The organism is Paenibacillus validus NBRC 15382, assembly GCF_004000985.1.
Taxonomy (GTDB): domain Bacteria; phylum Bacillota; class Bacilli; order Paenibacillales; family NBRC-103111; genus Paenibacillus_G; species Paenibacillus_G validus.
On sequence record NZ_BIMH01000003.1, the window covers coordinates 181,299 to 202,463 of the forward strand.

Annotated in this window: 22 protein-coding genes and 1 tRNA gene; 5 read left to right on the top strand and 18 right to left on the bottom strand. The window is 52.6% G+C overall.

Annotated features, from left to right (window positions below; all coding sequences use genetic code 11):
- Positions 1–4: 4 nt before the first annotated feature.
- The 4 genes from PVA01S_RS03850 to PVA01S_RS03865 all read right to left on the bottom strand — a co-directional run bounded on the left by PVA01S_RS03850 (position 5) and on the right by PVA01S_RS03865 (position 5,500).
- Positions 5–1,294, bottom strand: coding sequence for a YycH family regulatory protein (locus PVA01S_RS03850; protein ID WP_127605316.1), 1,290 nt, complete (start codon positions 1,292–1,294; stop codon positions 5–7).
- Complete coding sequence (gene walK, locus PVA01S_RS03855) at positions 1,291–3,138, bottom strand: cell wall metabolism sensor histidine kinase WalK (protein WP_127605318.1); 1,848 nt, start codon at positions 3,136–3,138, stop codon at positions 1,291–1,293. Before walK ends, PVA01S_RS03850 begins: the two co-directional genes overlap by 4 nt.
- Before the next feature lie 25 nt (positions 3,139–3,163).
- Entirely contained in the window at positions 3,164–3,892 is a 729-nt protein-coding gene (gene yycF / locus PVA01S_RS03860) for a response regulator YycF (protein WP_054796117.1), read from the bottom strand.
- 153 nt (positions 3,893–4,045) lie between these two features.
- On the bottom strand, positions 4,046–5,500 hold the full coding sequence (locus PVA01S_RS03865; RefSeq protein WP_236595737.1) for a peptidoglycan DD-metalloendopeptidase family protein: 1,455 nt from the start codon (positions 5,498–5,500) through the stop codon (positions 4,046–4,048).
- A 464-nt stretch (positions 5,501–5,964) separates the two neighbouring features.
- Between PVA01S_RS03865 and PVA01S_RS03870 the strand changes: the two genes are divergently transcribed.
- Positions 5,965–6,225: a hypothetical protein gene (locus tag PVA01S_RS03870; RefSeq protein WP_054796116.1), complete on the top strand. Its 261-nt coding sequence runs from the start codon at positions 5,965–5,967 to the stop codon at positions 6,223–6,225.
- A gap of 46 nt (positions 6,226–6,271) precedes the next feature.
- Here PVA01S_RS03870 and PVA01S_RS03875 read toward each other — a convergent pair whose 3' ends face one another.
- From PVA01S_RS03875 to PVA01S_RS03910, 8 genes are all read right to left on the bottom strand, one after another.
- On the bottom strand, positions 6,272–6,955 hold the full coding sequence (locus PVA01S_RS03875; RefSeq protein ID WP_127605322.1) for a hypothetical protein: 684 nt from the start codon (positions 6,953–6,955) through the stop codon (positions 6,272–6,274).
- A 225-nt stretch (positions 6,956–7,180) separates the two neighbouring features.
- Entirely contained in the window at positions 7,181–8,464 is a 1,284-nt protein-coding gene (locus PVA01S_RS03880) for an adenylosuccinate synthase (RefSeq protein WP_127605324.1), read from the bottom strand.
- A 340-nt stretch (positions 8,465–8,804) separates the two neighbouring features.
- Positions 8,805–10,163: a replicative DNA helicase gene (dnaB, locus tag PVA01S_RS03885; RefSeq protein ID WP_054796114.1), complete on the bottom strand. Its 1,359-nt coding sequence runs from the start codon at positions 10,161–10,163 to the stop codon at positions 8,805–8,807.
- A gap of 228 nt (positions 10,164–10,391) precedes the next feature.
- Positions 10,392–10,835, bottom strand: coding sequence for a 50S ribosomal protein L9 (rplI, locus tag PVA01S_RS03890; RefSeq protein ID WP_127605326.1), 444 nt, complete (start codon positions 10,833–10,835; stop codon positions 10,392–10,394).
- Positions 10,832–12,793 (bottom strand): DHH family phosphoesterase, encoded by a 1,962-nt coding sequence (locus tag PVA01S_RS03895; RefSeq protein WP_127605402.1) that lies wholly within the window; start codon positions 12,791–12,793, stop codon positions 10,832–10,834. Before PVA01S_RS03895 ends, rplI begins: the two co-directional genes overlap by 4 nt.
- A gap of 94 nt (positions 12,794–12,887) precedes the next feature.
- On the bottom strand, positions 12,888–13,820 hold the full coding sequence (locus tag PVA01S_RS03900) for a DUF2232 domain-containing protein (protein WP_127605328.1): 933 nt from the start codon (positions 13,818–13,820) through the stop codon (positions 12,888–12,890).
- Positions 13,821–13,825: 5 nt separating this feature from the next.
- Positions 13,826–14,128, bottom strand: coding sequence for a MazG-like family protein (locus PVA01S_RS03905; RefSeq protein ID WP_127605404.1), 303 nt, complete (start codon positions 14,126–14,128; stop codon positions 13,826–13,828).
- A 58-nt stretch (positions 14,129–14,186) separates the two neighbouring features.
- Complete coding sequence (locus tag PVA01S_RS03910) at positions 14,187–14,603, bottom strand: CBS domain-containing protein (RefSeq protein WP_127605406.1); 417 nt, start codon at positions 14,601–14,603, stop codon at positions 14,187–14,189.
- A 221-nt stretch (positions 14,604–14,824) separates the two neighbouring features.
- Here PVA01S_RS03910 and PVA01S_RS03915 point away from each other — a divergent pair, with 221 nt between their 5' ends.
- Complete coding sequence (locus tag PVA01S_RS03915; protein WP_127605330.1) at positions 14,825–15,430, top strand: pentapeptide repeat-containing protein; 606 nt, start codon at positions 14,825–14,827, stop codon at positions 15,428–15,430.
- A gap of 57 nt (positions 15,431–15,487) precedes the next feature.
- Here the strand turns inward: PVA01S_RS03915 and rpsR are convergent, their stop codons facing one another.
- The 3 genes from rpsR to rpsF are packed head-to-tail and all read right to left on the bottom strand — an operon-like array spanning position 15,488 to position 16,644.
- Positions 15,488–15,778, bottom strand: coding sequence for a 30S ribosomal protein S18 (gene rpsR / locus PVA01S_RS03920; protein WP_127605332.1), 291 nt, complete (start codon positions 15,776–15,778; stop codon positions 15,488–15,490).
- A gap of 48 nt (positions 15,779–15,826) precedes the next feature.
- Positions 15,827–16,321, bottom strand: coding sequence for a single-stranded DNA-binding protein (gene ssb, locus PVA01S_RS03925; RefSeq protein ID WP_054796111.1), 495 nt, complete (start codon positions 16,319–16,321; stop codon positions 15,827–15,829).
- Positions 16,322–16,359: 38 nt separating this feature from the next.
- On the bottom strand, positions 16,360–16,644 hold the full coding sequence (rpsF, locus tag PVA01S_RS03930; RefSeq protein WP_054796110.1) for a 30S ribosomal protein S6: 285 nt from the start codon (positions 16,642–16,644) through the stop codon (positions 16,360–16,362).
- A gap of 250 nt (positions 16,645–16,894) precedes the next feature.
- Between rpsF and PVA01S_RS03935 the strand changes: the two genes are divergently transcribed.
- The 3 genes from PVA01S_RS03935 to PVA01S_RS03945 all read left to right on the top strand — a co-directional run bounded on the left by PVA01S_RS03935 (position 16,895) and on the right by PVA01S_RS03945 (position 19,187).
- On the top strand, positions 16,895–17,080 hold the full coding sequence (locus PVA01S_RS03935; RefSeq protein WP_127605334.1) for a YjzC family protein: 186 nt from the start codon (positions 16,895–16,897) through the stop codon (positions 17,078–17,080).
- 73 nt (positions 17,081–17,153) lie between these two features.
- Positions 17,154–17,405: a hypothetical protein gene (locus PVA01S_RS03940; RefSeq protein WP_054796138.1), complete on the top strand. Its 252-nt coding sequence runs from the start codon at positions 17,154–17,156 to the stop codon at positions 17,403–17,405.
- A gap of 327 nt (positions 17,406–17,732) precedes the next feature.
- Positions 17,733–19,187 (top strand): SulP family inorganic anion transporter, encoded by a 1,455-nt coding sequence (locus PVA01S_RS03945; RefSeq protein WP_127605336.1) that lies wholly within the window; start codon positions 17,733–17,735, stop codon positions 19,185–19,187.
- 642 nt (positions 19,188–19,829) lie between these two features.
- Here the strand turns inward: PVA01S_RS03945 and PVA01S_RS03950 are convergent.
- The 3 genes from PVA01S_RS03950 to PVA01S_RS03960 form a co-directional block, all read right to left on the bottom strand.
- Positions 19,830–19,920 (bottom strand) — tRNA-Ser (locus PVA01S_RS03950).
- A 73-nt stretch (positions 19,921–19,993) separates the two neighbouring features.
- A complete protein-coding gene (locus PVA01S_RS03955) occupies positions 19,994–20,227 on the bottom strand; it encodes a DUF951 domain-containing protein (RefSeq protein ID WP_054796107.1) in 234 nt (77 codons plus the stop codon).
- Positions 20,228–21,154, bottom strand: a complete 927-nt coding sequence (locus PVA01S_RS03960) for a mechanosensitive ion channel family protein (RefSeq protein WP_127605338.1) — start codon at positions 21,152–21,154, stop codon at positions 20,228–20,230. It abuts the gene before it with no gap.
- Between the last annotated feature and the right edge of the window lie 11 nt (positions 21,155–21,165).

Sequence of the window (21,165 nt, forward strand, 5' to 3'; positions counted from 1 at the left end):
TCCGCTACTCCAGAAACTCATACGTGCCGTCGTACAGCTCCATCGCCCACACCGGCATCAATTCGAGCGACTTGTCCGTAATTACAGGCCGATAAGCCGGGAACAAGGCGACGATCTGCGACTTCTTCGTATATTGATCCAGCTTGGCATCGAGCGCCTCGCCGCCAACCAGCTCCAGCTCCCGCCGGGTCACGCTGCGCGTCTCCGGCGTAAGGGTCGAACGCTCGTAGCCGGAGACAATATCCTTTTGCAGCGTAATCTTGATAAACCCGAAATTCTCGTTCCGCGGATTAATCAACGGGTACGCCCCGTAATATTGACGGAACAGGTACGATTGACTGCCCGGCAGCAAACGCTCCGGCACCTTCTGTACGCCATACGTACCATTCCATCCGCCGTGCTGGTTAATGAACTGGACGGCGGCCAGCAGGTTGCCGAGGAAGTCGATTTTGTTGTCCGTAGACGGCGCCACCGGGTCGGAGTAGGTCATCCAGTGCTGTTCGCTCTTTAACTGCAGCCCCCGCTTGGAATCGGTATAAATTTCCGAGCCGTCCCGCTCCATCAAGTTTCGCGTTACCGCCGGGTCGACGAAGAACGTCCGTTTTAACTGATCGACCGTAAGCTGCGTGTAGGGCATCGTATAAGCCGTCATCGGGATCGGCTTTTGCGGCAAATAAAGGCTGCCGTTGAACGGCTTGTACGGAATGGCGGTACCGACCGCACCCAGGAAACGCTCCTCAATATCTTTCGTCGTAAAATCGGCCTTGGTCGCCTCGTATATCAAATTCGTCGTATCCGTAAACAGTATCGTACGTACTTCGTTCTCATTCTGGGCGAAAATCCAAATCCGCGTGATCACATCGTTATCCGGCGGCAAATCGCCCTTGATTTGCATGATGCGCTGCAGCACATTCAGCGGCAGTCCGTCGCGAAACCGGATCTCCACACCGGGCCGCTTGGCCGCAACATCGTCCCAATTCATGCCGAGCGCGCTGAGGTTGTTTTTGCGGAAGCCCTCTAAATTGCGCTGCTTGACCGTATCGAAAATTTCGGTATACGGCTCGGTTTGCGGATAAAATACCGTATGCTGCTGGTTGCCGAGATGAACGACGATATGATCGGGGAACAGCATCTCATCGAGCGACACCTGCGTGCCAAGCATCTCTGTCTTCACATATTCTTCCTGAATGACCGGCTGTTCCGGCTGCGGGTAACTGTAGGCGAGCAGATAGCTTTGCAGCAAGCTTAGCATGACGAGCAGCGTCAGAGCCGCTGTCTTCAATTTCTCCATCATCCGGCTGCCTCCTCTTGCAGGTAAGGGAGTGTGAAGGTCACTTTGGTCCCTTGACCGAGCTCAGAATCAAGCTGAATCGCGCCGCCGTGCGCTTTTACTATTTCCCGGGCAATCGATAGACCGAGTCCCGTCCCGCCCATCGCACGCGAACGGGCCTTGTCCACCCGATAAAACCGTTCGAAAATCCGGTTCAAATCCTTACGCGGAATGCCGATACCGTCGTCCGACACCGACACCTCGAGACGCTCCCGCTCCGGACAGCCGGCATGAATATGAATGTGTCCGCCCTCCGGGGTATACTTGATCGAATTGGAGATGAGATTGTCGAGCACTTGTTCGATTCTGTCCCGATCGAGCATAATGCTGCGAACGTCCGGCTCCACCTGAATCGTAATCGCAATATTGCGCTGCTCCAGCTGAAACGAGAAGCGATCGGCCACTTCTTCCAGCATGTCCGTCACGTCGGTCAGCTCCTTCGTAATCATGACCTGCCTGGAATCAAGTCTGGACAGCTGCAGCAGATCGTTAACAAGCCGGATCATGCGCTCGGTCTCGTTGTGCGCCACATTGACGAACTTGCCCGCCAGCTGCGGCTCATCAAGCGCCCCGTCCTCGAGCGCTTCCAGGTAGCTTTTAATCGTCGTCAGCGGCGTCCGCAGCTCATGCGAGACGTTGGCTACGAATTCGCGGCGGATTTGCTCCAGCTTCTCCTGCCCCGTCACGTCCTGCAGCACGGCGATCGTACCGGCTGCACCGCGTCCCTTGCTGTGGAGCGTTGTGTAGGTCACGCGTACGAAGAGCGGATCCTCCTCCTCGTGAACGAACTGCAGCGTCGTTGAATGATCCTCGCTCGCCTCCAACTGGCGCACGATGTCCGGCGTAATGCCGAGCAGCTCGGCCAGCGGCATCCCTAGCGTCGTGTCTTCATTGACCTTCAAGATCTGCTTCGCGCGCCGATTAATGACGATCACACGGCCTTGGTCGTCGGAAGCGACCAAACCGTCGTTCATGTTGGATAAGATCGACGCCAGCTTCTCCTTCTCTTCCTCGTTCATCGTAAGAGCTTCTTGCAGCCGCTCCATCATGAAGTTAAACGTCTGTCCGAGCTGTCCGAGCTCGTCCTGCCCCATAATGCGCACCTTCTCGTCGAATCGCCCGTCCGCCACCGCGGTTGCTTGCTTCGTCAGCGCCTTGATCGGATTCGTGATCGTGGCCGACAGGATGACGCCGAGCACCGCCGTCAACCCGAGCGCGATTAACGTCCCGGAGATGAAAAACCGGGTAATCCGGTTCATCGTGTTATAAACCTCTTCCATCGAGGCGATAATGTAAACCGCGCCATAGATTTTGGCGCCCGAACCGATCGGCTTTGCAATGACCAGCTTACGCGCGCCGTCAAGATCCGTAAACATGCGCTGGTTGTCCTTAATGCCCTGCAGCGCCCGCGTCACTTCCGTTTGCGTGTTTTTACTCCCCACGACGGATTGGTTGTCTTCGTGTGACGTCGTCAGCACCACGCCATTCGCATCGATCACTTGAATCTCCGCTTGTCCGCTCGCGAACAAGCTGTTCACCACCTGATTCAAGTCCGCATACGTTCGCTTCGGTTCCCTGTCGCTTGCCTTGCCGGCCTCCTGATTCTGACTCTCCAACAAATACCCTTCGGCATATTGAGCCAGCAGCAGCGCCTGCGCGTTACGGTTATCGATAAAATCCTTCTTCAGCGACCCTTCCAGCGTCTGGATAAAATAAACCCCGATCAGCTGCATCGCAATCAGGATCAACAGCACGTAGATAATAATCAGCTTCGCCTGAATGGATTGAAAAAAACGGATGCTCTTCATCGGCCGCAGCACCGTCCGTCCACGTTTAATACCCGCCTGCGCCGGACTTCGAGTTCCGCATCATATAACCGAGCCCCCGGCGGGTGATGATATATTCCGGCCGGCTCGGGTCATCCTCCAGCTTCTCCCGCAGCCGACGAATCGTAACATCGACCGTTCGTACGTCGCCGAAGTATTCGAACCCCCAGACCGCTTGCAGCAAATGCTCGCGCGTCATCACTTTGCCGCTGTTGCGGGCCAAGTACTGCACGAGCTCGAATTCCCGGTGGGTCAGGTCGAGCGGCACTTCATCTTTATAAACGACATACATGTCGGTATCGATAAACAAGCTTTGGATACGCAGCCCTTGACGGACCGCCTCCTCAGGGGCATTGGCGCTAACCATCGCCGCCTTCTGCTGTCTACGCAGATGCGCCTTCACCCGGGCCAACAGCTCGCGCGTGCCGAACGGCTTCGTCACATAGTCGTCGGCTCCGAGCTCCAGACCGAGCACTTTATCGATTTCGTTGTCTTTGGCTGTCAGCATAATGATCGGCGTGTTCAGCTTCGCCCGCACATCGCGGCATACGTCCATGCCATCCTTCACCGGCAGCATCAAGTCAAGCAGAATCAAGTCCGGTTCCTCCGAATAGGCCAATTCCACCGCGGTGCCTCCGTCATAAGCGAGAATTACCTCATGACCTTCCTTTTCCAGGTTAAACTTCAAAATATCGGCAATCGGCTGCTCGTCGTCAACCACCAGTATTTTCGCCATCGAATCCTTCACCGCCTGTCTCATGCGATCTTGTTGAGCTAGGTATCTATTCTACCTATTTTAGCATAACTCTAAGCAAAAAGAGACATGGAGGCGCAGTATTTCCTGCACCTTCCATGCCCCCGATTTCTGTCTAGTCGCAACTTTCCCCCACTAACGGTTCAAAAACTTCAGCGGATTTTGCGGCGATTCATTCTTCTGAATTTCAAAATGCAAATGGACCCCGGTCGAATCTCCCGTACTGCCCATAATGCCGATTTTTTCGCCCTTCTCGACAATCGCGCCCTTGGTGACTAACAATTTGCTCATATGGCCATACAAGGTACGGTATCCGTTCAAATGATCGATAATAATATAATTGCCGTAATCGCTCTTCGTGCCGGCCGCCACGACTTTGCCGTTATCCGCCGCCAGAATGTTCTTATTTCCCGTAATATCGATTCCTTTGTGGAAAGCGCCCCACCGGGTACCGAATGTGCTCGTGATTGAAGCGGAAACGACCGGCCAGGCAAACTTGCCCGTACCCTCGCCTTTAATGACTTTCGTTCCCCGTCTAACGACCGCTTTGACCGGATTTTGTACAATATCCTCGCTAAGAACCTCTTCCTCTTCCAGCATGCCGTTCACCTTGGTGAGCTGCACGGTTACTTTCTTCATCCCGTTCCTGCCGGCAGCTATCGTCTCGGTTATACCGAGCTTCATACTATCGTCCTGCACATATTCCGTTTCGTACTGAATCTCTTGATTTTCAACGACTTTCTCCACCGTACGCACGGCCAGCGTCGGCTGCAGCACCGTCAGGTCGAGCTGCTGGCCTACCTTGATCATATCGTTCGAAATCGTAGGGTTATTCTGATAAATAACCTGCTTCGGAATATTCAGCTTCTTCGCAATGCAGGAGACGCAGTCGCCTTCCTCCACCGTATATTTCGTCGGCTGCACGTCGCCGGTTTCCAGCTTCTTCCGAAGCTCGTCGGGAGGGGTTAGCTCATCCGGATCGATCTTGATCTCCTTCAGGTCCACCTGCTGCACGAAATCGGCCTTCAGCAGCTCCGTTTGCACCGGAGCCTGTTTCGCATCAGCCGATAGTATGCCGACTTTGCCGGACTCTTTCTTCTGGCTAAGCGCGCTGACGGCGTTCGCTTTCAACTGTTCCAGCAGCTGCTTGGCCGCCGCTTCGTCCTTCAACACCCCCATCGGCTTGCCGTCCACCAACAGCTGTACGCCGACTGGATACGCCGTGAAATAGGGATTCAATCGATCCAGCGCCGCCTGATCGTCGGGCTGTTTGTTGAAAGCCTTTTCACGCTTTAATTCAATCCTAGGCTCGTTGACGACAACTCTGACATCCGATGTCATCTTCGTCAACTGATCTCGCTTCGCTTGCTTGAATTGTTCGACCTTGGCCGGATCGGAGACAGCCCCGACCGAATCCCCGTTCGCATATACTTCATAGTAATCAACCACACTGGCTTGTACGTACTGATGTCCGCTCCAGACCACCGCGATCATGAATCCGAAAGCAGCGGCCGACTTGACGACCAACCATTTATGTAGACGGATGCGTTCTTTTATCGTAACGTGCGTTTGCTTGGCGTCGTGATCCATTGGTTTCGTCCTAGAGTCCTCAGTCAAGCTGCTTGACCGACTCCCGGAGCCCTTTGTCCGAAGCTTGTCCAAAAGGTTCTTGAACCGATCCTTTCCCTTGAAAACTGTCATCTTTTTCTCCTTTTAAGCCGTTTTTTGCCGCATTCGAACCATCGTCGCTTTCTTTGCCCTGAAGAGCCGGAAAGCGCCGTACTCCCTTTAAGAGAACCTATACCCTGGTATCTCTGAACAAATACTGTTCTCGGGACTCTCTAGTTGACAATCGGCGCGTGAACTTCAAACCGCACCGCTTCAACTTAGGTTTGCTTACGACCTGCACATAAAAACACCTAAAATTGGAACAATAACCATATCCATATTAACAACACTAATAAATTTACCACAAGGACTCTACCTTTTTCAACAAAACTGCATACTATGTCAATTTTCAAGAGGGAATCATGGCAGGAGTGTGAAGGTAAGCGATGGAAACTTTAACAGCGGCGTTCCGCAGCCGGAGCGAGATGGAGCAAGCGGCGGACGCGCTTCGCAAGCAAGGCGTCATCCATCTTATGATGTGCCCGAACGGTGCCGGGAGCGATCATGCGTACCCGGAATGGGCCGGAGACTCCTTTCAATCCGGCCTCTCCGGCGGGCAAGACGAGGGGCTCTTGCAGCTCCTTGTCGAATCGTCACGACGAAGACAGGCCGAAGATACCATCAGCCGCTTCGGTGGAATCCTGTAAGAACGGCATAACGAAGAAAAACGCCCTGACGCTTTTCAAGAAGCGGTCAGGGCGTCTGTATGAGGGCCAGCAAATCGCGGTATTCCTCGGGTTTCAAATGCTTTTGCAGCAGCTGTTCCAGCTCCTTGATTTCGGCTGCGGTCAAGCCGTCCTCCATGAGCTGCGAAATCGTCTGCATGTCCTGCTGAGGAATGCGCGAAACAAGCAGCGAGAATACTTTGGCCTTATCCGCCTCCGACAGCTGCTCCTTCTTCTTCGTGAACTCCTCGCTCGACACGACGACTTTCCGGTCTTCCGCAGCGCCAGATTCGTCTCCGGACACGCCCTCCAGCTCCTTGACCGATTGCTGTCCCCAAACCGCAACCGCATCCTCCGGTACCCGGTAAGGATCGGTCCGTTCCGCTTTGCCGGCGCTAGGTAAACCGGATTGGTTCTCCTTCGAGCCCGTTTCCGTCGAATCCGGGTTCACGTTCGCCGATACGGCCGCATCCTTGGGCTCATCCACAGCCATCGCGTTCGTTCCGCCGCCCGCGCCGAACCCCACGGTTGTCGTGAACCGGTTGAAGAACGACCCCCACCCTATCTTCGCCGTCGCCGGACGCTGGATGTGCAGCTGCTCCAGCACCAGATCGACATACGTGTTTACGGCCATAAACGTTAATGCCACACAGCATATGGAGGTCACCGCAGCCGTAACCGCCAATTTCATCAACCACTTTAACCCTTTCAATTCAGCTCACTCCCATTCGCGCCATAGCAGGTCTCTAAGCTCTAGTATTGACCTTTTTCTGGGAAACCAACCGGATTGCGTACAGAAACTGAGCTGTTGAACCTCTCCTGTTTTTCTAAGAAAGATAACATCCTCTGGTCGTGGGGCGGAAATCGAGGCGACAACCGAATAGATCGAGATAAAAAACAAAGGAACGGGCCGCTATTCGCCCGTTCCTTCTTCGACTTAATAAATCGGGGTAACCAGGTTCGTTTGCTCCCGGTTGCGGCCTACAGAGAAGATCGCGATCGGGATGCCGGTCAGCTCGGAAACACGCTCGATGTAACGGCGCGCATTCGTCGGCAGTTCATCCAAGCTGCGTACGGCGGACAAGTCTTCGTTCCAGCCCGGCAGCTCTTCGTATACCGCTTCGCATTCCGCCAGCATCTTCAGACTGGCCGGGTAATGCTCGATTACCTCGCCGCGGTATTTGTACGCCGTACAAATTTTCACCGTTTCAAGTCCAGCCAGCACATCCAGCGAGTTCAAGGACAAGCCGGTGATGCCGCTCACCCGGCGCGCATGACGCACGACGACGCTGTCGAACCAGCCGACGCGACGCGGACGGCCGGTTACCGTGCCGTATTCATGGCCCTTCTCGCGAATCCAGTCGCCGATCTCGTTGTTCAGCTCTGTCGGGAAAGGACCGTCGCCGACGCGAGTCGTGTACGATTTCGCCACGCCGATAACTTGATGAATCTTGGTCGGACCGACACCGGAACCGATACATACGCCGCCTGCCGACGGATTGGACGAAGTCACGAACGGATATGTGCCTTGGTCGATGTCGAGCATAACGCCTTGGGCGCCCTCGAACAGCACCTTCTTGTCGGCGTCGATCAAATCGTTCAGCACGACGGAGGTGTCCGTGACGTACGGACGCAGCTTCTCGGCGTAGCCGAGATACTCCTGGACGATCGAATCGGCATCGAGGCCTTTGGAGCCGTAAACTTGTTCGATCAATACATTTTTCTCCGCAACGAGAAGGCGAACCTTGCGTTCGAATTCCTCCGCATCGAGCAGATCCGCGATCCGGATGCCGTTCCGCGCCGCTTTATCCATATAACATGGGCCGATCCCTTTACGGGTCGTTCCAATTTTATTATCGCCCTTGCGCTCTTCTTCCAGACCGTCAAGCAGCAGGTGGTAGGGCATAATCACATGCGCACGATCGCTGAGGCGCAAGTTTTTCGTTGAGAACCCATTATCATGAATATATTGAATTTCCTCGAGCAGCGCGCCCGGGTTAATCACCATGCCATTGCCGATTACGCAAACTTTATCTTGATAAAAAATACCCGACGGAATCATCGTCAACTTATATTTCTTATCGTTAATAATAATCGTATGCCCCGCGTTGTTACCGCCTTGGTAACGAGCTACGACCTCTGCAGATTCTGCCAGAAAATCGGTAATTTTTCCTTTTCCTTCGTCTCCCCATTGGGTTCCGACAACCACTACCGTTGACATTCGCACTACCCCCGTGAGGTGGAAACCACCTATGATTTGCCCTGAAGGCGCATGACACCATGACTAGTTTAGCAGTACACTAAACCAAAGTCAATAAAAACGAACGATTTCGTATACTCGGAATACAACGTTCGGAAAATGTTCACCAAGCAGCCAACAGTTCATACTCCTGCCTGCTCCTATTCGGCTTCAGACCGCATCATGCCGGTTTACGGCTTGGGCCTTTGAACCCCAGTGGACGCCGAATAGCGCCGCGGACGGCAAAAAAGCCCCGGCTGTCGCCGAGGCCAATACGCATCGTTCGCCTTTACTCCCGCAAGCATACGACGAAAGGCGCGCATTAATACGCCACCGCCGGTTCTTGATGCGAACGGTCCAGGTTGACGAACTTGTTGAAGTTTTTCAGGAACGCCAGCTCGACCGTCCCGACCGGGCCGTTCCGCTGCTTGGCGATAATGATCTCGATGATGTTCTTCTTCTCCGACTCTTTGTCGTAGTAATCGTCCCGGTACAAGAACGCGACGATATCGGCATCCTGCTCGATCGAACCGGATTCCCGCAAGTCCGACATCATCGGACGCTTGTCCTGCCGCTGTTCCACGCCCCGGCTAAGCTGCGAGAGCGCGATAACCGGCACGTTCAGCTCACGCGCAATTTGCTTCAGCGTACGCGAAATTTCCGAAACTTCCTGCTGCCGGTTGTCGCCCTTGCCTCGGCCATGGATCAGCTGCAAGTAGTCGATCAGGATCATGCCGAGCCCTTTCTCCTTCTTGAGCCGTCTGCATTTGGCCCGAATGTCGGCCACCGTCACCGACGGCGAATCGTCGATGTAGATATTCGCCTCGGATAGTGAGCCGATCGCCATCGTCAGCTTCTCCCAATCTTCCGGCTCCAGGAAGCCTGTCCGCAGCCGGCCGGCGTCCACGTTCGCCTCGGCGCAAATCATCCGCTGTACGAGCTGGGCCGCCCCCATCTCGAGACTGAAGATGGCGACGGTCTCTTTCTCGCGGACGCCGATATTTTGCGCAATATTGAGCGCGAACGCCGTCTTACCTACAGAAGGACGGGCTGCTACGATAATCAAGTCGGAGCGTTGGAAGCCGGACGTCATCTTATCCAGGTCGACGAACCCCGATTTGACCCCGGTCGTACTGCCCTTCTGATTGAACAACGTTTCAACCTTATCGAACACTTCCATCAGCACGTCTTTGATAGCAATGAAACCCGAACCCGAACGGGCCTGGGAAATTTCCATGATACGCGCTTCGGCGTCGCTGAGCAGCATGCCGACTTCATCTTGTCCCGCGTAACCGTTCGAGACAATCTGCGTCGCAGCGCGAATCAAACGGCGAAGCATCGACTTCTCTTCGACGATCTGCGCGTAATAATCTACGTTAGCCGCCGTCGGCACCGCATTGGCGAGCTCCGACAAATAAGTGATTCCGCCCACTTCTTCCAGCTGCTGCTTATCCTGCAGCCGGGCCGTCAGCGTGACCAGGTCAACCGGCTCGTTCGCCTCGGCAATCTCGATCATCGCTTCATAGATGAGCTGGTGCGCGCCGCGATAGAAGTCTTCGTCCCTCACCCGCTCCATGGCCGTTACAAGCGCGTCCCCGTCAAGCAAAATCGCGCCGAGCACCGCCTGCTCGGCTTCCAGATTTTGCGGAGGTATGCGATCCATAAACAGATTCTCGTTCATCCGATGGTGTCCTCCCGTTTCCCATGCTTACCCAGGGGCAAGGAGCGGTGCCCTAGCCAGAGCCAGGGCTGGCGTTCCTCTCCCCTTAACGACAAAGAGCCGGCCCTATTGCACCGGCTCGCATTACGCGCAAATGCCGCCGGGGGCGGCCGTCCGTCGCTTCTCTAACGATCGACCACACTCCCGAACCAGCTAACACCCCATACCGTTTCCCCTACGGTACGACGCTTACTCTTCGGTCACGTGCACCTTCAGCTTCCCGGTTACTTCCGGGTGCAGCTTCACGACTACTTCCGTGACGCCGAGCGTACGGATGGGGTCGTCCATCACGATCTTGCGCTTGTCTACTTTGATGCCGAGCTTCTCAAGACCTTCCGCCACCTGCTTGTTGGACACGGCGCCGAACAAGCGGCCGTCCGTGCCCGATTTCGCTTTCAATTGCACGGTAAGCTCGCCGAGTTTCCGGCCGAGCTCTTGAGCGTCGGCCTTCTCCTGCGCCTTTTTACGTTCTTCCGCTTTCTTCTGCTGATCCAGCACCTTCACAGCTGAATCGCTGGCCGGCGCCGCCAAATTTTGTTTAAATAAAAAATTAGTCGCATAGCCCTCGGAAACTTCTTTGATATCGCCTTTTTTGCCTTGGCCCTTAACATCTTTCAGTAAAATGACCTTCATTCGAAAAGCCCCTCCTCCGCGTGCATCTGATTTAAAATTTGCTTCAACCGCTGTGTGGCTTCCGCCACCGTGCCTTCCAATTGCGTAGCCGCGTTGGTCAAATGACCGCCGCCGCCCATCCGTTCCATCACGAGCTGTACATTCATCTGTCCGAGCGAACGGGCGCTGATGCCGATCAAGCCGTCCGGACGCTCGCTGATAACAAATGAAGCCATAATTCCCGTCATAGTTAACAATGTATCAGCAACTTGGGCAATGATCAACTGAGAATATTTACGTCCGGGCTCCGTGACGGCAAGCGCAACATGGTCGAAGATGACCACCGCATTCTTAATAATTTCGGACTTCTTAATATAGTGATCCAAATCTTCCTTCAACAGCCGTTGGATCAACGAGGAATCGGCCCCGTTCCGCCGCAAGTAAGAAGCCGCCTCGAACGTACGTGCGCCCGTCCGCAAGCTGAAGCTCTTCGTATCCACCACGATACCGGCGAGCAGCGCCGTCGCCTCCAACACGCCCATCGTAAGACGCTCATCAAAATAAGGCAGCAGCTCGGTCACAAGCTCGCACGTTGAGGATGCGTAAGGCTCCATATAGACGAGCGTCGCATCCTGGATGAACTCCTCGCTCCGGCGATGGTGATCGATGACCACTTTGCGCTGCGTCAACTGCAGCACCCTCGGCTCCGACATCATCGTCGCCCGATGCGTATCGACGATAACCGCGAGCGACCGCGAAGTCGTGATCTGAATCGCCTGCTCCGGCGTAATAAACCAGCGGTTCAGCTTCTCGTCCTCATAGATCGCCTCCATCAGCTTCAGGATAGATGGATTGACGCCCTCAATCACGATATACCCTTCCTTATTGCTGACGTGCGCCATCTTCAGCACCCCGATCGCCGCCCCGATCGAGTCCATATCGGGCATCTTATGGCCCATGATGATCACGTTGTCGCTTTCCTTGATCAGATCGCGAAGCGCATGGGAGATCACCCTTGCCCGTACCCGCGTCCGCTTCTCGATCGCATTCGTACGTCCGCCGTAGAACGACAGCCGTTCCCCGACCTTCACCGCCGCCTGATCGCCGCCGCGGCCAAGCGCCATGTCAAGGCTCGTTTGCGTCCATAAACCGAGCTCGATGAGCGACCCCGCTCCCGACGCGATGCCGATGCTAAGCGTCATCGGCAGCTTGTTCTCGATGGTGATGTCCCGTACCTCGTCCAATATTTCAAATCGCGACTGTTCGAGCTTTTTTAACCCTTTATGATCCGCCACCAGGAAGTATCGATCGGAAGCCGTACGGCGGATGTAGATCTGATGCTTTTGCGCCCATTCGGTAATTTCCCCCGTCACTTTGGCCATCATAATGCTGCGCGTCTGGTCGTCCAGGCCCTGTGTCGCTTCGTCGAGATTATCCATCATGACGATGCCCATGGCGATCTGATCCTCTTCGTTGCGCAGCTGAAGCGTACGAAGAATCGTGATGTCCGTGAAATAAAGCAACCGCTCCTCCGGCTTGATCTGAACCTCATAAATATGCTTGTCGAGAGTCAGCTCCAGCTTCAGTTCCTTTTCCTTGCGGTTCTTCAGCCCGGGAAATTGCTCCAGCAGCGGCTCCCCGATCAGTGTATCCTTGCCGAGCATTCTGGCAACGAACGGATTATGCCATTCGATCGTCTTCTCTTCGTTGTACAGCAAGATGCCGACCGGCAGCTCGTGAATGACATCGCTCCCCGCCTTCTTCACCCGATGGGACAGCGTGCTCACGTAATGCGTTAAATCCTGGCGAAACGCTCGTTCCGCCCGAAACGTGTAGTAGGCCAGAACGCCGCATACAACCAGGGCAACCACCCCAAGCTGCCAAACAAAGCAAGATATAGTGAGAATCAGAACAAGCAGCAGGGCAAATAGCCAATATACATGCATACCGTGCCATCGTTTCAACAGGAACTTCGGCATTTCATTCGCTCCAATCATGAATAATCGCACACGGCTGAGTTCTCCGCAGCCGAAGGCGACGCCGATGCACGCATATCGCGGCTCATAGGCGTTTCTACTCTTTGCGGGTTATACGATCACGGATAGGAAACGCTACATCGAACACGCCAATTAGGCTGAACAAAAAGAACAACGGAGGAAACAACAGCAACAGCGCGATTCCGACAATCGGCAGCGTCTTGTTCCAACGATTCATATGCGCAACGAAAAACAGAAAAGAAATCGCTTGAATCGCGAATGCCGTGCTAAGCAAGGGCAGCAAATTCAAGACTACCGTAAACAGCGTCGATTCCATATCTTTCGTGAACAGTTCAAGCACAAGGGCCACGACGTAGATCCAGATGAATGATTTAGGCAGCTTCCAGTCTTTGATCGGACGGAACGCCGGAACCGACTCTCCTAACCGCACCAGGACGCGCCGCGTCGCCGCATGCGAGATAACGGCATACAAGAGAGAGAACGTGATCATATACATCGGCAGCATTTGCACCGATAAATGAACGATGGTATCGATATCGACCCCCATAAGGCTTTTCATCTGCGGGGAGTACAGGTTGAATGAATCGATCATGAACCGTTTCATCGCGCCTACCGGATTCAAACCGAACAGGTGCGCGACGACCAAGCTGATCAACAGTTCGATCAGCAGCGTTACGGCTCCTGCGTTCAATACGGAACGAGCGGGAGCACGCTTTTTATACAAATTGCCCATCTGAATAACCGGAGGCAGCAAGAAGAGAGAAACCGATACGAGCATCGCTCCGATCCATCCGATTAGCAGAAATGAGACCAAGACGTAAACGATCGCCAAACTGGCCAAATAGTGAATCAAGAACGACTTCGTCCCTAATCGCACATACAGCACGAGGACCGGCACCAGCAGGAAAAAGAACGTCACCAAGTTGAGCAACGGCGCCATAAGCGATAAAAGCAATACGATATAAACGATGCTCCAACCGAGCATTCGCGGCTTTTGTGTTTCTTCCAACCCTTTCACCTCTTACGCAAATGATCTTCCAAAGCGGAGATATCGCCATACCATTCTTCCAACTGATGTCCTTCCTCACGGTGCTTCTTCATCTTATCGGTCACCGCTTCGTCGAGACTGCGCATCGAGATGCCGAGCCGGCGCCCCAAAATGTAACTACAGGCCACGAGGCTGGCCAATCCGTCGATAATTTTATGATGGCTGCCTTCCCAAATCCCCTTTAACAAATGAGCCATTTGATCGACCAATTCGGTCTTTAGCCATTCGATAATTTTGGCCCGCTTGGCCAAATCGACATCCTTATCCATAAACGACATGCCGCTTCTCCCCTTACACCGGGCGCTTTTGTTAATTATACCACATCTTCTATGCCTTTTGTTCCGACTGCCACAGCTTGAAACAATAATCAATGATTTCCCTGCGTCGGATAATTCCGATGAACACCTCATTATCGTCGATGACCGGCACATAGTTCTGATTGGTCGCCAGCGTAATCAAATCCTGCATCTGCTGGTCGATGCGTACCGGTTTGATCGCCATATGCTGCGGCACCTCGGTGAGCTGAACTTTATGCGCGTTGTCAAATCCGATTTCAGGTGAGCGCTTTAGCTTCCAGAGCAGATCGCCTTCCGTGATCGTCCCGGCGTATTTGCCATGCTCATCGACTAGCGGAACGGCCGAGTAGCGATGGTATTCCATCCGTTCCAACGCTTGCCGCATCGTAGAATGAGGGGATAAATAAATGACCTGATCCTTGGGTACTAAGAAAAAAGCGATATTCAATCGATCTCCCCAGCCTTTCTCTATCAATCGCGGACGCCGAAACCTCCGCCTGTTCATCATATCACGTTAGGCCCCTCGTTGAAAAATAACGGGAGCCATTCCGGCCCTTCATTTATCCAATAATTTTCGCTCCCAGAAGCTGCCCGCTCCCTTTCTCTTGCCCTTCTGAAATTGCTTTCTGTGCGCTTCGCTTTGTACAATAAGGATCAGGAGATGATGTCATGTATCTATACACGGATCAAACGTACAACGAGGTGGACTTTAGCCATAAAGATTTGCGGGAAGGCGAACTGCGCGGCTGTACGTTTACGAAGTGCCGGTTTCGCGGAACGCGGATGGAGGAGGTGCTCACGAGCGGCAGCCAATTTATCGATTGCGATTTTTCCGGCGCGGCCTTGAACGCCTCGACGCATGAACGGAGCGCATTTACCAACTGCCGGTTTCAAAGCGCCAACCTGTTCGTCGCCAAATTTCAGGAATGCAAAATGGTCGGCTCCGACTTTACCGAAGCGAATTTGGACGGCATTACCATCCTGCGGGGGGACTGGTCTTATACGAGCTTACGACTCGTTCAATTATCCAAACAGCAGCTTCGCGGCGTTCGATTCGTCGAAGCCGATCTGTACGACGCCAAGCTTGATAAAGCGGACCTGCGTGACGCGGACCTCACCCGGGCCCACTTGGCGAAAGCAAGGCTGCAGGGCGCCGACCTGCGGGGGGCTGTGCTCGACGGCGTTGATTTCAAGAGCTTCGATATCAAGGGCGCTCGGCTGGATACGGCGCAAGCCATTGCTTTCGCCCGCTCCTATGGGGCGAAAGTCGACTAATATGCAGCGACGACAAAAAGACAGTCGGAAAACCGACTGTCTTTCGTTATACCAACGTTATTCCGTTGTGTATGGAAGCAAAGCCACTTGACGGGAGCGTTTGATCGCGATCGTCAAAGCGCGTTGATATTTCGCGGAAGTACCCGTTACACGACGAGGCAAAATTTTGCCGCGCTCGCTAATGAATTTCTTCAGCGTTTCGATATCTTTATAATCAATGTGCTTGATTTTATTTACGGTGAAGTAACAAACTTTACGGCGCTTGCCGCCTTTTTTGCCACGACCGCTGAACTTTCTTTCGCCGCGCTCGCCGCGATCTTCAGAGCGTTCTCTTTTTTCGAATGCCATGTTGTTATCCTTCCTTTCTACGTTAGATTCATTCCAATCCGTTCCGTATTAGAACGGCAAATCATCATCGGAGATGTCAATCGGTCGACCGTCATCCTGGAACGGATCTTGGTTGTCGCGTGCTCCGCCGAAATTGCCACGGTTCCCGCCGTTGCCACTACCGCCGCCGCCATAATTTCCTCCGCCGCCCGTTGCCGGTCCGCCTTCTTCACGGTTAGCGCTGTTCGCCGATTCCAGGAAACGCACATTGTCAGCAATGATTTCCGTCACGTATACGCGCCGTCCTTCATTGTTGTCGTAGTTGCGCACTTGAATGCGGCCTTCCACAGCGGCCAAACGACCTTTGCGAAGATAATTCGCGCAAGTCTCCGCCAGTTGACGCCAAGTGACGACCGGGATAAAATCAGCTTCCCGCTGGCCCCCTTGGTTAGAGAAAGGTCGATCTACCGCAAGCGTAAACTGGGTTACAGCCACACCTGCCGGGGTATAGCGCAGTTCAGGGTCACGTGTCAGTCTTCCGATCAGAATTACACGATTCAACATCCGCATTCCCTCCCGGATTAGCCGTTACACGGCATAAATTAAGCTACGTCTTTAACGATCATGTAACGAATGATTTCGTCGGAAATCTTCATTACGCGGTCAAGCTCGCTCACAACGTCATTGTTTGCGTTGAAATGCACCAACACATAATGACCGTCACGGAACTTGTTGATCTCATACGCAAGACGGCGCTTACCCATCAGGTCATGCTTCGTAATTTCGCCACCGTTGTTGATGATGTTTTGGAACTTCTCCACCGTAGCCTGAACAGCTTCCTGCTCAAGATCAGGACGGATGATGTACATTACTTCATATTTGCGCATGTTGTCACCTCCTTTTGGACTATGGCCCCTGAATCGGCTTGTACCGTCAGAAGCAAGGAGCGAGGAATGAGAAAAGCTTAAGTCAAAACTCGCACCTAAATACTATAGCAAAAATGGTTCGGCAAAGCAAGCGGCATTCTTCGCCTAGAACCGACGTCTCTCTCCGACTTGGCAATAATTAAGCCTCATGGTTAGGGATTCGAACGGAAATTCTAATCTTACATCAACCAACAGGAGGTGACCACCTGTCATGGGTGAATGGAGTCAATTCCGTCCCGGCGATAAAGCCCCGAATGACGGCGAATATATGGAAGTCGGAGAAGATGCTTTTCACATGGGCATCAACGATCCGAAAATCATCAAGCTCAAGAAAGGCGAATCCTTTCCCGACACCAAAAATCATAACCGGAAATGGAAAAAAGTGTTCCGTGGTTAATTGCCAGGCCTCACCCCCGTTTGCGCTGCAGGCGGGGTTACCTTCAAGCTATTTCGGCAAAGGAGTTTTTCCTATGAAATATAAAATCACGGCGATCTGTACAATCATCGGGGCCGCCTTATGTTTAGTTCATTACATCGGTCATGAATACGACCCGGTTTACCTGCTGTTCTATGCCCTAAGCGTTCCGGCATGGTTCTATCCGATTTTTACATATACGGATGTGAATCCGCTGCTGCTCTACGTCTTAACTACCCTTTCCTGGGCCGCTATCGGGTATGTCATTGATCGTTTTTCCATCTACCGCCAAGTTCGGCACCGTTAATGAGCCATTGCGCTGCGTTGCCGTTTCTCTGTCTAAAGCAAAAAAGGCTGTGCGTCGACGCCAGTCTTTTTCTTGCTGTTTGCTGTTTTCTCCGGCAGCATCCTTTTTGCTTGCGAGCATGTTCCCCACAAGTGATTAGAAATGGATCGAATTTTGCTGAATTTCAAAGAAATCGGGAGCATGATGATACTTTTTCCGCTTACATAGAGATTGGCTAAATCGAGAATTTCTTCTTCTTTATGTATAATTTCATCTTATACACATCGGCCCCGACTTTTCTGAGAGTGGAAAGTCATTATTCTACATGTATAAGGAGGAGTACTAATTTTGAAAGGACAACTGAATACTACCTGGTTTTCCAACACGCGGAGCGACATTTTATCCGGTATCACGGTCGCGTTGGCTTTAATTCCGGAGGCGATTGCGTTCTCCATTATCGCAGGTGTAGACCCGATGGTTGGACTCTACGCTTCGTTCTGTATCGCGGTCATTATTGCTTTCGTTGGCGGAAGACCCGGGATGATATCCGCGGCTACAGGCGCTATGGCCTTGCTGATGGTGAATCTCGTCAAGGATCATGGGATCGAATACTTGTTTGCGGCTACCGTGCTCGCCGGCATCTTGCAAATCCTTATGGGATTGTTTCGGTTAGGGCAGCTCGTCACGTTCGTTCCCCATTCGGTTATGACCGGATTCGTCAATGCGCTCGCCATCCTGATCTTTATGGCACAGCTGACCCATTTCGTCGGACAAAGCTGGATCATGTATGCCTTGGTGGCGCTTACGCTCGTCATCATTTACGTGCTGCCGCGATTCACCAAAGCAGTTCCGTCCGCCTTGGCAGCCATTATTGTCGTATCAGCCCTTACAATCGGACTCGGCCTGGATGTGAATACGGTTGGCGACATGGGGCGCATTTCAAGCTCTTTGCCGGTCTTCCACATTCCGCAAGTTATGTTTTCATTGGATACGCTCCGGATTATTTTACCCTACTCCATTTCGTTAGCTATCGTCGGTATTTTGGAATCGCTGCTTACCGCAACGATCATTGATGAGATGACCGATACAACCAGCGACAAGAATAGAGAAGTGAAAGGACAAGGCATCGCGAATATCGCCACCGGCTTTTTCGGCGGGATGGCCGGCTGTGCCATGATCGGGCAATCTGTAATAAACGTTAAATCCGGGGGCCGCACGAGATTGTCCACGTTAGTGGCCGGACTGTTTCTGCTCTTCCTCATTATCGTGCTGGGTGACGTCGTCAAGCAAATTCCGATGGCCGCGCTTGTCGGCGTTATGTTTATGGTATCGATCGGGACTTTTGACTGGGGCTACTTGCGCGAGATGAAGAAAATCCCGCGCACCGACACGTTCGTCATGATCGTCACGGTGGCGATTGTTGTTGCAACCCACGACTTATCCAAAGGCGTGTTTGCCGGCGTCGTGCTCAGTGCAGTCATATTTGCCTGGAAAATGGCCAAAATTCGCTCCGCCACTACTCTGCTGCCGGATGGCAGCATACTTTACAAGTTATCCGGCCAATTGTTCTTCGGGACGATGAATTCCTTCGTCGGTTTATTTCAATACCAGCAGGACCCGCATACGGTCCGGATCGATTTCTCCCAATCGCATGTATGGGATCACTCCGCCGTCACCGCCATCGGCAAAGTCGTTGCTAAATATGAACAACTGGATAAGAAAGTCGTCATTGTCGGATTAAATGAAGAAAGCCAGCGGCTCATTGACAAAGTCGGTCTAACCGCTTCATCCGGCGGACATTAAATCGAATAGGCGGAGTGTCAACCACCACCCCGCCCTCTCACCTCATACTGGTCATACACGAAACCCGCACGCTCTGCCAACAAGAGTGTGCGGGTTTATGTTTGTGCTCGAGTTCATCCACAGTATCGCCGTGATGGAATATCTCTGTTGTATATCCACATGTGAATAACTTAACTTCCTAGACGAGCCCCTTTCCTATTCGATATTTATCCACATGTGGATATCTTTTTGTTTTGGTTACAGCACAGCCCCCTTCCCCTCGGACGACACAGCTTATATTCCGCTTCCATGAAGTTCGACTCTTCCTTATTCCTCATTGGCTGCAGCATGATCTGTCTGCTCTTAGCTGCCATCACCTTTGTGCTTCTCGGGGTATTGTACCGCTTTATTTCGTCATCGTTCAACCTGGAGTTTCCCTATCCACCTTCAGACGCATCAGAGACGCGTTAGCGGCCCGCTTACGGGTTTATTCGCCCTTCTCAAGCAAATTATCAAACCGTACAAATATATTCCTTAGAACGCGCTTTATAGGCGTTTACAACCGTCCTCGATTGCCCCGCTCATGTCGTAAAAGGTAATCATCAACATACGAAAAAGCCCTTCTACGTTAATCCGTAGAAGGGCTGTAATTGTTAATGTAAGTGGCGGAAAGAGTGGGATTCGAACCCACGCACGGCGCGAGCCGCCTAGCTGATTTCGAGTCAGCCCCCTTGGGCCTCTTGGGTACCTTTCCGCATTTCCAAAAGGGACAAGTAATATAATAGCACAGCACTTAAGAAAAATGCAAGCCATTTTAATAACTTTTTTTAATCCAATGTTTCTTTAGCTGCATCCCCGTGATCTTCAACGGCCGTTGAACGAAGCACCTTCTTCAGCTTGCTTTCAAATTTCGCGCGAGGTACAAGCACGCTATGTTTGCAGCCCACGCATTTGATTCGAATATCCATCCCCATCCGGATAATCTCCATCTCGTTGGTGCCGCACGGATGCGGCTTCTTCATTTGTACGACATCGCCCAGCTGATATTGTTTTCTCTCCATTTAGGTTCCGGCCGCCTCCTTTCGTTGATACGTTACGACCTTGGGATAAGGGATCTCAATTCCAGCGGCTTGAAATGCTTTCCTGATCGCCGCATTCAGCTCTCGGGATACGGCCACCTGCATGTTGGGCTTACATTCCCCCGTTACCCGCAAGGTCACCTCGGAAGCACCGAGCATATGTACCCCTAGTACCTCCGGCTCTTTCACCATATTTACGTTCGTTTCGTATACTTTATTTACCACTTCTTCCAATATACGCATCGCTTGATCGATGTCGGCTTCATAAGCGACAGATACATCAACAACGGCCAATGAGTTATACAGAGAGAAGTTCGTTACTTGATTGATCGTTCCGTTCGGTATAATATGTACCTCGCCTGTCCAACTCTTTAGACGCGTTACACGCAGTCCGATTTCCTCGACCGTACCTTTAAAAGCCCCGACTTGGATTACGTCCCCTACTGCAAACTGATCCTCGAAAATAATGAAAAAACCGGTAATCACATCTTTTACTAAACTCTGCGCACCGAAACCGATTGCAAGCCCGACAACGCCGGCGCCTGCCAGGACCGGGCCAAGATTGACGTTAAATTGGCTTAATATCATCAAGATCATGATGAAATTGACGACATACGTAACAATATTGCCGACCAGCTTGCCGATCGTCTTCGTACGCCGCGAGTCGAATTTCAACGGACTTTTTTCCCTGGCTGTCAATAAATGCTGAAGTCCTGAATTAGCCAATTTCACAACTAAACGTGCACCTATATAAATAAGAATGATTTTGAGAATGACCATGAATAAACCGATCCAAACTTCGGGATTGGATACATACTCCAGCAATTGGGTTTGCATGTGCATCCAGGTCTGCTTCCAATCCTTCAGAGCAGCTGCATCTGCTTGCAGCGATTGATGGATTTGAAACATAAGTAGCTCCC

Coding starts and splice junctions, on each gene's coding strand:
- PVA01S_RS03850 (WP_127605316.1), bottom strand. CDS start 1,294: ATGATGGAGAAATTGAAGACAGCGGCTCTGACGCTGCTCGTCATGCTA.
- walK (WP_127605318.1), bottom strand. CDS start 3,138: ATGAAGAGCATCCGTTTTTTTCAATCCATTCAGGCGAAGCTGATTATT.
- yycF (WP_054796117.1), bottom strand. CDS start 3,892: ATGGCGAAAATACTGGTGGTTGACGACGAGCAGCCGATTGCCGATATT.
- PVA01S_RS03865 (WP_236595737.1), bottom strand. CDS start 5,500: ATGGATCACGACGCCAAGCAAACGCACGTTACGATAAAAGAACGCATC.
- PVA01S_RS03870 (WP_054796116.1), top strand. CDS start 5,965: ATGGAAACTTTAACAGCGGCGTTCCGCAGCCGGAGCGAGATGGAGCAA.
- PVA01S_RS03880 (WP_127605324.1), bottom strand. CDS start 8,464: ATGTCAACGGTAGTGGTTGTCGGAACCCAATGGGGAGACGAAGGAAAA.
- dnaB (WP_054796114.1), bottom strand. CDS start 10,163: ATGAACGAGAATCTGTTTATGGATCGCATACCTCCGCAAAATCTGGAA.
- rplI (WP_127605326.1), bottom strand. CDS start 10,835: ATGAAGGTCATTTTACTGAAAGATGTTAAGGGCCAAGGCAAAAAAGGC.
- PVA01S_RS03895 (WP_127605402.1), bottom strand. CDS start 12,793: ATGCCGAAGTTCCTGTTGAAACGATGGCACGGTATGCATGTATATTGG.
- PVA01S_RS03905 (WP_127605404.1), bottom strand. CDS start 14,128: ATGGATAAGGATGTCGATTTGGCCAAGCGGGCCAAAATTATCGAATGG.
- PVA01S_RS03915 (WP_127605330.1), top strand. CDS start 14,825: ATGTATCTATACACGGATCAAACGTACAACGAGGTGGACTTTAGCCAT.
- rpsR (WP_127605332.1), bottom strand. CDS start 15,778: ATGGCATTCGAAAAAAGAGAACGCTCTGAAGATCGCGGCGAGCGCGGC.
- ssb (WP_054796111.1), bottom strand. CDS start 16,321: ATGTTGAATCGTGTAATTCTGATCGGAAGACTGACACGTGACCCTGAA.
- rpsF (WP_054796110.1), bottom strand. CDS start 16,644: ATGCGCAAATATGAAGTAATGTACATCATCCGTCCTGATCTTGAGCAG.
- PVA01S_RS03935 (WP_127605334.1), top strand. CDS start 16,895: ATGGGTGAATGGAGTCAATTCCGTCCCGGCGATAAAGCCCCGAATGAC.
- PVA01S_RS03940 (WP_054796138.1), top strand. CDS start 17,154: ATGAAATATAAAATCACGGCGATCTGTACAATCATCGGGGCCGCCTTA.
- PVA01S_RS03955 (WP_054796107.1), bottom strand. CDS start 20,227: ATGGAGAGAAAACAATATCAGCTGGGCGATGTCGTACAAATGAAGAAG.
- PVA01S_RS03960 (WP_127605338.1), bottom strand. CDS start 21,154: ATGTTTCAAATCCATCAATCGCTGCAAGCAGATGCAGCTGCTCTGAAG.